Raw genomic sequence first — 13,490 nt, forward strand, 5'->3', positions numbered from 1 at the left:
ACCAATTTACTGGCTGACGTAGATAAGGCTTTTTTTTGCTTTGCTTGTATATTTCTATGACTGCAGACCGATATTCTGCAATTCGTACATATCTCTGTATGAACCGCCACGTTCGATCAGTTCGTCATGAGTTCCGCGTTCCACAATATGTCCTTTATCGAGCACGAGAATCTGATCCGCATCTCGAATGGTTGACAGACGGTGAGCGATCGCCACAGTAGTCCGTCCCTGACGCATACGTTCCAGACCTTCCTGGATGAGCGACTCCGTCTCTGTATCAATATTTGCTGTGGCCTCATCAAGGATAAGGATTTTAGGGTCCCGGACAATTGTGCTGGCAAATGAGATCAGCTGTTTCTGTCCACTGGAGAAGCTGGCCCCTCTCTCAACAACCCGTGCATCATATTGACCTGGAAGTTCTTCGATAAACTGATCGGCTTGAACAAATCGTGCCGCTTCAATTATCTCCCTATCTGTAATAGCCTGATTCATCAAACGGATGTTGTCTTTAATCGTTCCATAGAACAGGAATGAATCCTGCAGGACCAAGCCAGTACGGTGACGCAGCTCCCGCATAGGGAAAGACCTGATGGACTGCCCATCGATCAGCACTTCCCCTTTCTGGAAATCATAGAAACGCATCAATACGTTTATGATTGAAGACTTTCCGCTCCCTGTATGTCCCACCAAAGCGATCGTCTCTCCTGGATTTACAGTGAAAGAGATGTCCTTCAGAACATAGTTCTCATCATCATAAGAGAAGCTTACATTTTTAAACTCTATCTTTCCATTAGTGATCTGTGCTTCAGGATCGTCTTCCTGCTCCGGCACATATTCTTCGTTATCCATAACTGTCAGGATACGGCTGCTTGAAACAACGCCATCCTGGAACAGACTCAGACTGTCCATCAGTCGGGTCAGTGGTCTGAAGAAATCATTTGCGTAGGATGTGAAAGCGTAAATGATTCCTACTTCGATTGGACTGGTCAGTGCATCGATCCCGAACAGTGCCAGAATCAGAACAACAGCAAGAGTATACAGCATGTTAATGACCGGACTCAACAGCAAGGCATTGATTCTTACCATAGAGAAGCGAGAATTGAAATATGACTGGTTTGTCTCTTCAAATTCTTTCTGAAGCCGTTTTTCCTGTCTGAACTGCTGAATAACTGACATTCCGTTAATGGTTTCTGCCAGCTTTGTGTTCAGCAGGCTAAGCTTGGATTTCATTTCATGGTAAGTGCGTGAACTGTAAACCTGATAGAACCGGATAACTAAAAGCAGTACTGGTGCGAAAATTAATATCCACAGGGTGACCGTCACATCGAGCAGGAACATAGCTCCTAGAGAGATGATAACGCCAAAAACCCCTTGTATGATCGTCAGGAATACATGCCAGAAATCTTTCATTGCTTCAGTATCATTTGTTGCACGCGTAATGATCCACCCTGTAGAGGTCTGATCGAAGAATCGCATGCCGAGATTATGAAGTTTGGTAAACAACTGGTGTCTGATATTCTGAACTGTTTTTTCTGAAGCCATATTAAAGATATATAATTCGAAATACCATACAGTCATTCTGACGATCGTCACACCAAAGTGAAGAGATGCGAAGAAGAGAATCGTCTGAATCGTCACACCGCCGACTGTCAGGTGATCATCAATGAAAACCTGTATAATACGCGGGAGTGCTGCATTGGTTACTGCAAGGGCTACACTGAAACAAATAGCCAGGATAAACTGATTTCTATAAGGTGAGGCAAATGTAAGGATGCGTTTCAGTATACGCATCTGTTCGTTAAATGGAATCGTTCGTCTTTTCTGTAGTTCCTGCTGTTCCATTAGACCTCTCCCCCTTCCAGTTCTCTTACCAGCTGCTGCTGTTCATACATGTCCTTATACCATCCGTCCTGCTCAAGCAATGAATTGTGCGTCCCGCGCTCGACAATTTCACCGTCTTCGACAACGATGATCTCTTCAGCGTGCATGACTGAGCTTATACGGTGAGCAGCAATGATTGTCGTTTGTCCTCTGCGCAGTTCTTTAAGGCCTGACAGAATACTTTCCTCAGTCTTCGCATCAACAGCCGACAGTGAATCATCAAGAATCATCAGCTCCGGATTGATAAGAATAGCCCGTGCAATCGAAATACGCTGTTTCTGCCCTCCGGAAAGTGAAACGCCCCGCTCACCTACTTCTGTGTCATAGCCGTTCGGCATGGCAAGAATATCTTCGTGTATATCAGCAAGTTTAGCTGCTGCTTCAACAGCTTCCTGAGACAATGATGGATCTGCAAACCGGATATTCTCTCTGATTGTATCCGAGAATAGATAGTTGTCCTGAGGCACATAGCCGATATGTTTTAACAACGCGTCAAGGGTGTAATCACGGATATCATATCCGCCATACCTGATCCGGCCCTTATACCCATCGTATTCTCTGAGTAAAAGCTTGAGAATCGTTGTCTTCCCTGCTCCGGTTTTACCAACGACACCTAGAGTCCCGCCAGCTTCAAGAGTAAAATGGATGTTTTTAAGGGTGGTTCCTTCTTCATCAGGATAAGAAAAGGAATCGAGTTCAAATGACAGTTCTCCTGTAACAGGTCTGTCTATCGCGCCTTGACGTTCCACTATCGAGGTCTCTTCTCTAAGCAGGTTTTCGATCCGGTCATAACTGGCCGATCCTCTTTCGATAATATTAAACAGACGTCCAATAGCAAACATCGGCCATACAAGCATGCCGATGTAATTTATAAACGTTACAAAATCACCGACAGATATTTCTCCGCCTGAAATCAGCCAGCCTCCTACGAGTATCGTCAGGAAGTATGAAATCCCCATGATAAAGGTAATCGCCGGATCAAATAGTGAGTCGATTTTGTATACTGACCTGTTCTTTTCAACGACATTGTCAGTCTGCTTAGAAAACTGTTCTATGTCCTCTTTTTCCTGTCCAAAAGTCTTGATGACCTTGATTCCCTGAATACTCTCCTGAACCTTATCATTCAGATGCGAGAAAGCGGCCTGAGCGTCTCTGAATCTCAAGTGAAGCTTTTGTCCGAGCACCCGTGAGGTCATGGCTAGTAAAGGAAGCGGAATGATTGCCAGCAGAGTCAGGCGCCAGTCTACAATAAAAATCATAGCCAGTAAAGTTGTCAGACCGACACTGATTGCATCAGCCATCGTAAGGATTCCTCCACCAGCGACCATTCTCAGACCACGGAGGTCATTTGTTGCATGAGCCATCAAGTCTCCAGTGCGGTATTTCTGAAAGAACTCATTGTCCATATTTGTGAAATGGTCGAATAGCTGCTTGCGCACAATCTGTTCGAGTTTTGCTGCGTTTCCCCATATACGCACGCGCCATAAATACCTCAAAACATACTGACCGATTGCAGTGGAAGCCAGAATCAGCAGCCACGTAAGCAGAGATTCCTGTGTAATTATACCCATTTCGATTTCATCGACTACAATACCTATAATTCTTGGTGGAATCAGCTGGAGCAGCGCTACGATGATCAGCGCACCTATTCCTACCAGATAGGATTTTTTCTCCTGTTTGAAAAACCAGCTTAGTCGTTTAAATATCCCCATATTGTCGTCTCCTATTAGCTTAGTCGATTGTGAAAGCAATATGACATATTGTCATATTGTGTTAAATGTTAACGGACAGCATTTCGGTCTGTCCGTCCATTACTTACTTTTTCTTTTTATTTTTTGCGCTCTTCTGTTGAGATTTCATCTGGCTCATCATCTGATTAATCTTCCGTTCGGAAGGTTTCTGACCCATTTGAAGCATCATCATACGCAGCATGTTTTCGTCGATTGGCGGATTTTTTTCAAAGTAGTCCATCATATACTTTCTCGCAATAAAGAATCCTCCGACCAGCCCGGCGATTAGAGCTATAATAATTAGTACAATAGCAAGTCCTGTGCTCATCTTGTTCACTCCTTTCAAATAATCGATACTGTAACCATACAGCAGACATAGACATATCTGCTCACTGAACTATTTTACACAATAAACGTGGAGAAATAAACCTTTATATGTTAAAAACCCATTTTATACTACTAATAGACGGAAACCCTGAAAAACAGATGAAGCCGTCCCTAATACTTTGTCGTGCCAATACACCTGTGCTCTACCTCATGTTCAGTCTAATTCAGCCTGAAACTAAGTTGCAGACTGAATTGAATCACAAGCATATACACTGTATTCATGAATTTAATACACGTACTACGTTCGCTCTATTTCACAGCAGACAAAAAGCCCCTTGTAATCCAGCAGGAATACAGGGGCTATTAGGAATATTTGTTTAGATTACTTCATTGAAAGATACGTATTGACAACATTTTCAGGAGTAAATCCGTAAGCTTCAACAACAGCTTCACCATTACCACTTGCTCCGAATTTGTCGATCGCAAGAATCTTACCTTCAGGTCCAGCATATCGGTGCCAGCCGAATGGAGATCCCATTTCGATAGCCACTCTGTTTTTAACAGCAGCTGGAAGAACTGATTCCTTGTACTCATCAGACTGAAGTTCGAACAGATCAAAACTTGGCATAGAGACAACTGATACATCGTGTCCCTGTGCTTTCAGCTCTTTCTGTGCTTCAACAGCTAATGTTACTTCAGATCCAGTAGCAATCAGGATACCATCAGGTGTGTCGTTCTCAGACGGAGAAAGGACATACGCACCTTTCTTGACATTCTGTCTCGCTGATTCCTTAGTTCCAGGAAGAACAGGAAGATTCTGACGAGTCAGCACAAGCATAGTTGGACGGTTAGTTGATGTAACAGCCACTTCCCATGCTGCAGCTACTTCGTTACCGTCAGCCGGACGAAGAACAGTCAGATTGTGCATTCCTCTGAAGCTGGACAGCTGCTCTACAGGTTCGTGAGTCGGTCCGTCTTCACCTACAGCAATTGAGTCATGTGTCATGACATAGATAGCCGGGATTTCAGAAAGTGCAGCCAGACGTACAGCTGGTCTCAGATAATCCGTGAATACGAAGAAAGTAGCAACATAAGATTTCGTTCCACCATGAAGCAGAATACCGTTTAATGCAGCTGTCATGGCAAATTCTCTTACGCCGTACCAGATGTTGCGTCCATCATACTGACCAGCCTGGAAGTCTTCAACACCACTGATCATGGTTTTGTTCGATCCTGACAAGTCGGCAGATCCACCCCAGAAGTTAGGGACAGCTTTAGCAATAGCATTCAGCACTTTTCCGCTGTAGTTACGTGTTGCATCTGCTCCGTCTTCTTCAGAGAATGAAGGCAGTTCAGCATCCCAGCCTTCTGGAAGCTCTCCAGATAAAGCCTGGTCGAACTGGTTCGCAAGTTCACCATTAGCACTGCGGTATTCATCAAGTAGACTGTTCCACTTGTCTTCTAGCTCCTGACCTTTATCGATCATGTGTTCTTTGAATCGCTTAGTGACTTCTTCAGGTACGTAGAAATCTTCGCCTTCCCAGCCATATGCTTTCTTGGCAGCTTCTACCCCTTCAGGTCCAAGTGGTGCACCGTGTACATTGTGCGTACCGGCATTTGTTGCTCCGAATCCGATGACCGTTTTGATTTCGATAAGTGTTGGTTTATCGGTAGACTCTTTAGCTTTAGTTATTGCAGCATCGATGGCTTCTAAATCGTTTCCATCTTCTACTAGAATATGTTCCCATCCGTAAGCCTCAAAACGCATGCCTACATTTTCAGTAAATGCTTTTGAAGTCGGTCCATCAAGCTGGATATCGTTGGAATCGTAAAGCATGATCAGTTTACCTAATTTCAAGTGACCAGCCAGCGAAGCAGCTTCCTGAGAAACACCTTCCTGAAGGTCTCCGTCTCCACATAGTGCATAAGTATAGTGGTCAACGATGTTGTAGTCACCTTTATTGTAGGTTGCGGACAGGTGTGCTTCTGCCATTGCCATTCCTACTGCATTAGCTACGCCCTGACCTAGAGGACCAGTAGTTGCTTCGACACCATCTGTGATATGCACTTCAGGGTGTCCCGGTGTATTCCCTTCCAATTGACGGAAGTTTTTAAGGTCATCAATAGACACGTTATAGCCTGATAGATGAAGGAGGCTGTATAATAGCATAGATCCGTGTCCTGCTGAAAGGACAAAACGGTCTCTATTGAACCATCTCGAATTTTTCGGATTAGCATTTAGGTGACGGGTCCATAATGTATATGCCATAGGAGCTGCTCCCATAGGTAACCCTGGGTGACCTGAATTGGCTGCCTGTACTCCATCAATACTTAATGTACGGATCGTATCGACGGCCATTTGATCTGTTTTATCGAACAATGAACTTCAACCCTTTCGTTTGTTTAAAATTTAAACTTACTATGTTATTGTACTATTTTTAGCGCTTTATTTCAATCAATTCTGCAGTTATTACGAATGAGTCTGTTTATTTATCCCGGCCATGCAAGCCTTTTTCTTTCTGAATCTCTTTCACTTTATCTGGTGTGACATCATTTCCGTCGGGATCCACAACTTTCATCCCTTCGATCTGATTCTTCATGCCGGACCTGAAAGCTTGGATATACTCTTCTCTCAATGATTTCTGTTCATCTTTTTCTTCCTGAGACAGACCCTCACTTCTTTCTTTTCTTACGAGTTCGTTAATTCTGTCCAGTTTTTTCTTTTCTAACATAGAATCCTCCTCAGTTCTCTATTCTTGCAAGTCCTACACCTTATATCATAACATTCCTGGATAAAAAGTGGTAGATAAGATTCGGTTGGAACATGCTTCCTTTATTCGAACATCCGTTTGAATTAGCGCCTGCCCTATGCTATACTGATAACAATAGAACAGTTGTTCATTTAAATAATTTCGAAAGTGAGGGTGAGTAAATGACCACTAGAGGCCGTAAAGGTGAAAAACAAATTGAAATTTTACAATATATATATAACCAGGTGAAAAAGAAAGGGTATCCTCCCACTGTAAGAGAAATTGGGATGGCGACAGCTCTCTCTTCAACATCTACAGTTCATGGACATTTAGCACGTCTTGAAAAAAATGGATTCATCCTTAGAGACCCCTCAAAACCAAGAGCGATTGAGTTCACTAAAGCCGGATTGGATAAACTGGGAATAGATGAACAAGACAAAATACCGCTTTTAGGAGTAGTCACTGCCGGAGAACCCATCCTTGCCATCGAGGAAGCCACAGATTACTTCCCTATTCCAAATGATTTGGAACTGGACAGAGGCAATCTATTCATGCTGACTATTCGTGGAGATAGTATGATGAATGTTGGTATTCTAGACGGCGATCAGGTCATAGTCAGAAAACAGGAAAGTGCAAGTAATGGAGATATCGTCATCGCCATGACCGAAGATGATGAAGCAACATGTAAACGATTCTTTAAAGAAAAGAATCATATCAGACTTCAGCCTGAAAATGATGCTCTTGACCCTATCATCCTCAATGATGTAAAAATTCTTGGAAAAGTTATTTCTTTATATAGAAGCCATATATTCTAAAAAAACCCCCTTCTCACTCGAGAGGGGGTTTTCAGTATTTAGTAAGTCATTAATTTAAAGATATCATAACCTTCTATTTTATCTCGACCTTTTAAATCAGCCAGTTCAATAAAGAATGCTGCGCCGACAACTTCTCCACCAAGCTTTTCTACAAGCTCGATTGTTGCAGCTATAGTTCCTCCTGTGGCAAGCAAGTCGTCTGTGATCAGCACTTTCTGACCTGGTTTGATTGCATCTTTATGAAGCTGCAGGATATCATTGCCGTATTCAAGTCCGTAACTCACTTCGACGGTTTCTCTTGGCAACTTCCCTTTTTTACGGCAGGGAGCAAATCCGATTCCCAGTTCGTTGGCCACAGGGCAGCCTACGATGAAGCCTCTAGCTTCAGGGCCAACAATCATTTCGACCCCTTTTCCTTTTGCATATTCAACGATCTGTCTGGTTGCTTCTTTATACGCTTCGCCATCTGCCATTAGTGGAGAAATATCTCTAAATACAATCCCCTCTTCAGGAAAGTCAGGCACATCAGCAATATATTGTTTAAAATCCATTTATAATCCTCCGTTATGTTTGCACATACTTAGTCTATTTCGTTTAAGGTAGCCATCAATTCGATAAAAGAACTGTAGACCAGCTTTTCTTCAACTGCGATCTGTTCCAGCCGTCTTTTATACGTCTTGGTGTCTTCCAATTTTTTCGGGGCCGGATCGGCAACGACACTCACCTTCCCATCCTCTATTGTAACAAATTCATTCTCTAAAAACACCATTAACATGAATTTAGCGACTTCTTTATCGATTTTAAGCTTAGTCACCAGTTCCCTGGTGTCTTTTGACAAATCGATCGTTTCCTTGATTCGCAGCCATTTATACAAAGCCGAGAACGTTGAATGTTTTGGCATACCTTTAAAATAATACTCATTCGGAGAATAAAGATACAAGTAGAAACACTGCTTCACGTAATTCCTGTACACAGTCCGGAAAAGTTCAAACTGGTCTGGCATATCAACAACAATAATTTTATTAGTGCTGCTGACCGAATATAACTCAGTGTTCGTGTCCACCAACTGACAGGTCGCATCTGGATGAACCTGTTCCTTCCACTTAGTATATACTGCTTTCTGGAAAAATAAATAATGACCCTTGGGATCCTGGAACACTTCCGGCTTTAAAACGGACTGACGTTTGTCGATGACGATTTTTTCTCTGGACTTAAAGTCGACAGCCTGAATCTGAACTTTTCTGTTTCCATTCCATTCATTGATCGACACATATCCAGCAACATCTATTTCCGGCTGGGATTTGAACACATCAAACCAGTCTGAGGCTCCAAATGCGATCAGATCCATTTTAGTGTTATTTTTAGTAACGAGAGACTTCAAGTGATCCTGATTCGCCCCTATTAAGCGAGCTCCTTCAGGAATGACAGAAGAAATATTAAATAGAGGTTTTCTGTTATCCTGTCCGAAAGGTCTGAGCTGATCAAGTTCTGTGATCAGCTCAACGGATAGATCTTCCCATTCTGCCTTTACATCAATGGTCAGTTCAGTCTTCAGTTCCTTGTCTCCCGCCAGATTCTTCGCACTTTTCTGGAGTTCGACATGGAAGGCTTCCAGATTGGTCAACTCAAGACTGACGCCACAGGCCATTTCATGTCCACCAAAACTGCTCAGCAGATGACTGGTCTGCTGCATGCAGTCAAACAGATTGAAACCGGACACGCTTCTCCCAGAACCTTTCATCATCCCGGTATCTTCTTCTACAGAAAATATAAGAGCCGGCTTTCCTGTTTTCTCAGTCACTTTACTGGCAACGATACCCAGCACACCTTGATGCCATTTTTCATCTTTTAACACAATGACTTGATCATTTTGTTGTGCATCTACTCTAGATAATGCTTCTTCAGTAATCTGACTGACTATACTTTTTCTCTCGCTATTTTTTTCCAGGACTTTCCCGCTAAGCTCTTCTGCTTTTTCCTCATCAAATGTAGTAAGAAGATCAACAACCATGGTCGCATCACCCAAACGTCCCACAGCATTGATAGGGGGAGCAAGCTTGAAACCGATCGTTTCTTCATCGATATCTTCTCTGGTTATTTCAGCTTGTTTTAATAAGCTCAGCAGTCCAACTCTTTGGGTCTGCTTGATCAGTTTCAAGCCGAAATAAGCAAGCGCTCTGTTTTCATCGGTAAGAGACACTACATCTGCAATCGTACCGATCATAGCCAGTTCGATCATTTCTTCAGGCAGTTCTCCAAGAAGGGCTTGAGCTACTTTCAGACTGACTCCGGCCCCTGCAAGTTCCTTAAAAGGGTAACTGCCTTCAGGATGCTTAGGGTGGACGATACTGTATGCTTCTGGAAGGGTATCCGGGCATTCATGGTGGTCAGTCACAATCACATCGATTCCCAGATCATTCGCTCGGTTAATGGCATCATGTCCGGCGATTCCATTATCTACAGTCACGATCAGTTCCGTTCCCTGGTCAATGAGTCGTTCAAATGCACTGACATTCGGTCCATACCCTTCTATAAAGCGGTTGGGAATAAAATAGTCGACGTGTCCGCCGAGCATTTCAATCGCTTCATATAAAATAGTTGTACTCGTGACTCCGTCTGCGTCATAGTCGCCATATACTGTTATTTTCTGATGGAGCTCAATTGCTTTCTGGATCCGTTCGATTGTTTTATCCATATCTTTCAGTTCAAAAGGATCATGAAACCATTCCTCTGAAGGCGTCATAAAGTTAACGATATCTTCTTTAGTCGTCAGTCCTCTAGTCATACATAAGCGTATAAATGTTTTTGACTGGTTCATTTCATCAGCGAGATCCGCTATTGTCTGATCATCACCAATAGTATTACTTCGCCACACTGTTTCTGCTAGCACTCGATTCACTCCTAGTCTGATTCACGTTCCTACATTATAACAAAAAAACAGACACAATAAAGAAAGTCTTTACTGTGTCTGTTTCCTGATATTTCTGTTAGTCTAAAATCTGAACACCAATACCGATCAGACCAGGCCCAGTGTGGACACCCAGTGCAGGACTAACCTGATCGAAGAAGAACTGTTCATAATCAGGAAGCTTGGATTTCAGCTCCTGTCTGATTGCCTCAGCTTCTTTAAGAGCGGTTCTGCCACCGTAAGCAACGGCCAGATTGTACTTTTTGGCTGTAGAAGCAAATTCTTCAACTAATTGAATAGTTTTATTCACAGACTTTGCTTTACCTCTAACTTTTGCTACAGTGTGATAGATTCCATCTTCATTACACGTAATGATCGGTTTAAGGTTCATCATGCTTCCGAGAACTGATTGAACCAGACCGATTCTTCCGCCTTTCTGAAGGTACTCTAGTGTAGGCACATGGAAGAAAACTTTCGCTTTTTCTATACCCTTCTGAAGGTTTGCCTTGATTGTATCCCATTCAATATCTTTTGAGGCCTGAAGTGCTGCTTCCACAACAGAAAAACCTGCACCGATACCGATATTTTTAGTATCAAGAACAAAGATATCCAGCCCTTCGTACTGCTCAGCCACGATACGGACCATATTGTTCGTCCCACTGAGTCCGCTGGAAATTGTTACAGCCAGTACTTTCTCATATCCTTCAGCCTTAATTTCGTCGAACATTCCTTTAATCATTTCACCATCAGGAAGAGATGTTTTAGGAATTTCTTCACTCATGCGATCGTAAACTTCTTCTGCTGTAATATTTACTTTATCCACATATTCGCCGTCTTCAAAAATAATTTTCAACGGAATGACCTTGACATCATATGTCGTACGAATTTTTTCAGGTACATCTGAACCCGAGTCGGTTAAAATAGCAATTTTTTGTTTATTCATTTTTTCCCCTACCTTATCTATAATTCGTCAGATTCATCTACAGTACTGTCGGATGCCCGCCTGCCTGATCGTGTTTTTTTGTCTGGCCGGGTCTGACTGTCTCTGGTTTTATCTTTTCTCTGATCTCTATAAACCTTTACAGTTGACAATAATGTAGCAATCAACGCTCCAAGCAGTACTGATCCGAATATGACAATAATGAGTGGCCATTCTACGGTAGCAAAGCCGAAGTTTATAGGAACTGGGTCAACATTAAGCACTGAAAGAAAAGCGATTGCAAGGAAGAGAACAATTGCCCCCACCATGCTCCATTGCCTTTTCATAAAGCTGATCTCCTTTCGGTTACCTCTTCTTATTTTCTTAAGAATACCATAACTTCGAGAGATTTTCATTACAGGTGTTTATTTCCTGTTAAACATCGTACGGACGATCTTGTCTCCAGTTTCAGGAAAAAGAGTGTAGACTTTAGATGCAGCATTTAATAACCTTGGCATGTTCACTTCTCTTTTTTGTTTGCCGATAGCATTAATCGTCTTTGAAGCGACATAGTCAACTGGCAGGACAACTGTACTGACATTCTTCAAATACTCTCCTTCAGGATCAAACTCATCAAAGAATTCAGTATCTACTGGCCCAGGATTGACAGTTGTCACGATAATATTGTGATCTTTTAATTCAAGACGAAGGGTATTGCTGAATCCAATTACCGCGAACTTAGTTGCTGAATAGACAGCTGATTTAGGTGTTGCCACTTTGCCGGCAATCGAAGCAACGTTGATAATCTGACCGGACCTGTACTTAGCCATGTGTTTCCCAACGAGCTGAGACATGAGCATGAGACCCAGAACATTGACCTTAAACATGCGCTCAACTCTGGAAAAATCATAATCCAGAAATGTTTCTGTATGACCAAATCCTGCATTATTGATCAGTACATCGATCTGTCCGATTTTGTCCGTGACATGCGCCACGGCACGTTCAACTGCATCAGTATCTGAGACATCAAGTGGGTAGACAAGTGCCTGAGCACCATACTTATTTTTGATGTCTTCTTTGATCTGCTTCAATTTGTCCGTTCGTCTCGCGCTGAGGATGAGAACGGCACCTTTTTCAGCTAGCTGATAGGCTAGTTCTTGTCCTATGCCTGAAGATGCGCCCGTAATCCATATCACTTTATCTTTAACTCTATCCATCGATCTCCACTTCTCTCTTTATAGGAATAGATACTTCTGCCAGATCATTCATGACGTAAGATTCCGGGAAGCAGCGGCGCGCTTCCTTTTCCATCTCCTTGCTGTCAGCATAAAGATAGCGTGCACTGATATGGGTAAGGAGCAGCTTTTTAGCCCCTGCTTCAAGCGCAGTTCGGGCCGCATCAATATTGGTAGAGTGGTTGTAGCTTCTAGCAAGTCCCTGGTCGTCACCTTTGAATGTACTTTCGTGAACAAGTACATCCGCATCACGGGCGAGCTCAACACTATTGTGTGTTTTCAGGGTATCACCCAGAATTGTAACCACTCTTCCTTTTTGACTTGGGCCAATAAATGCTTTTCCATCCAGGACACGACCGTCATCTAATGTAACTGTTTTTCCTTGTTTGAGCTGACCGAACAAGGGGCCAAAGGGGACCCCAATTTCTTTCAGCTCTTCCGCCATCAGTTCACCTTCACGGTCTTTTTCCTGAATCCTGAATCCGAACGATGGAATCCCATGGCGCAACCTTTTAACAGTAACGATGAACTGGTTGTTTTCAAACAGCTTTCCTTCTTCAGCAAATTCTACATAGTCGATCGGGTACTTCACATGAGATTGAGACAATTTCATAGACATGGAAACATATTGTCTGATCCCCGGCGGGCCATAAATGGTTAGAGGCGTATCGCCTCCTTGAAACGCTCTGCTGCTCAAAAGTCCAGGCAGACCAAAAATATGATCCCCATGCATATGAGTGATGAAAATCTTATCGATTTTTCTCGGTTTAACAGAGGTCTTCAGTATCTGATGCTGAGTTGCCTCACCACAGTCAAACAGCCAGATACTATTGAGTTCATCTAACAGTTTCAAAGCGATGCTGGAAACATTTCGGTGTTTGGCCGGTACTCCAGATCCTGTACCTAAAAATACTAAATCCATATA

General features: G+C 42.9%; 12 protein-coding genes. 1 reads left to right on the forward strand and 11 read right to left on the reverse strand.

What is annotated here, in order from left to right:
• Window positions 1-54: 54 nt before the first annotated feature.
• From BMX79_RS02040 to BMX79_RS02065, 5 genes are all read right to left on the reverse strand, one after another.
• Window positions 55-1,842 carry an ABC transporter ATP-binding protein gene (locus BMX79_RS02040; protein WP_091478697.1) on the reverse strand — a complete coding sequence of 596 codons (1,788 nt, stop codon included), beginning with the start codon at window positions 1,840-1,842 and terminating at the stop codon, window positions 55-57.
• Window positions 1,842-3,593, reverse strand: a complete 1,752-nt coding sequence (locus BMX79_RS02045; RefSeq protein WP_091478698.1) for an ABC transporter ATP-binding protein — start codon at window positions 3,591-3,593, stop codon at window positions 1,842-1,844. The genes BMX79_RS02040 and BMX79_RS02045 overlap by 1 nt, the downstream gene beginning before the upstream one ends.
• Before the next feature lie 103 nt (window positions 3,594-3,696).
• Complete coding sequence (locus BMX79_RS02050; protein WP_091478700.1) at window positions 3,697-3,939, reverse strand: YneF family protein; 243 nt, start codon at window positions 3,937-3,939, stop codon at window positions 3,697-3,699.
• Between the two features lie 381 nt (window positions 3,940-4,320).
• Window positions 4,321-6,318 carry a transketolase gene (tkt, locus tag BMX79_RS02060; protein WP_091478703.1) on the reverse strand — a complete coding sequence of 666 codons (1,998 nt, stop codon included), beginning with the start codon at window positions 6,316-6,318 and terminating at the stop codon, window positions 4,321-4,323.
• A gap of 106 nt (window positions 6,319-6,424) precedes the next feature.
• Window positions 6,425-6,670, reverse strand: coding sequence for a DUF896 family protein (locus BMX79_RS02065; protein ID WP_091478704.1), 246 nt, complete (start codon window positions 6,668-6,670; stop codon window positions 6,425-6,427).
• A 200-nt stretch (window positions 6,671-6,870) separates the two neighbouring features.
• Here BMX79_RS02065 and lexA point away from each other — a divergent pair, with 200 nt between their 5' ends.
• On the forward strand, window positions 6,871-7,503 hold the full coding sequence (gene lexA / locus BMX79_RS02070) for a transcriptional repressor LexA (protein ID WP_091478706.1): 633 nt from the start codon (window positions 6,871-6,873) through the stop codon (window positions 7,501-7,503).
• Between the two features lie 38 nt (window positions 7,504-7,541).
• Here lexA and BMX79_RS02075 read toward each other — a convergent pair whose 3' ends face one another.
• From BMX79_RS02075 to rnz, 6 genes are all read right to left on the reverse strand, one after another.
• Window positions 7,542-8,054, reverse strand: a complete 513-nt coding sequence (locus tag BMX79_RS02075) for an adenine phosphoribosyltransferase (protein ID WP_091478707.1) — start codon at window positions 8,052-8,054, stop codon at window positions 7,542-7,544.
• Between the two features lie 29 nt (window positions 8,055-8,083).
• The gene (recJ, locus tag BMX79_RS02080) at window positions 8,084-10,393 is read right to left on the reverse strand and encodes a single-stranded-DNA-specific exonuclease RecJ (RefSeq protein WP_091478709.1); all 2,310 of its coding nucleotides are present in this window, start codon (window positions 10,391-10,393) and stop codon (window positions 8,084-8,086) included.
• A gap of 97 nt (window positions 10,394-10,490) precedes the next feature.
• On the reverse strand, window positions 10,491-11,354 hold the full coding sequence (locus BMX79_RS02085; protein WP_091478710.1) for a DegV family protein: 864 nt from the start codon (window positions 11,352-11,354) through the stop codon (window positions 10,491-10,493).
• Window positions 11,355-11,371: 17 nt separating this feature from the next.
• Window positions 11,372-11,677: a LapA family protein gene (locus tag BMX79_RS02090; RefSeq protein ID WP_170230948.1), complete on the reverse strand. Its 306-nt coding sequence runs from the start codon at window positions 11,675-11,677 to the stop codon at window positions 11,372-11,374.
• A 78-nt stretch (window positions 11,678-11,755) separates the two neighbouring features.
• Window positions 11,756-12,547 carry an SDR family NAD(P)-dependent oxidoreductase gene (locus BMX79_RS02095; RefSeq protein WP_091478713.1) on the reverse strand — a complete coding sequence of 264 codons (792 nt, stop codon included), beginning with the start codon at window positions 12,545-12,547 and terminating at the stop codon, window positions 11,756-11,758.
• Window positions 12,540-13,487 (reverse strand): ribonuclease Z, encoded by a 948-nt coding sequence (rnz, locus tag BMX79_RS02100; RefSeq protein ID WP_091478715.1) that lies wholly within the window; start codon window positions 13,485-13,487, stop codon window positions 12,540-12,542. The genes BMX79_RS02095 and rnz overlap by 8 nt, the downstream gene beginning before the upstream one ends.
• Window positions 13,488-13,490: the final 3 nt, after the last annotated feature.

This window comes from Alkalibacterium pelagium, assembly GCF_900109325.1.
Classification (GTDB): Bacteria; Bacillota; Bacilli; order Lactobacillales; family Carnobacteriaceae_A; genus Alkalibacterium; species Alkalibacterium pelagium.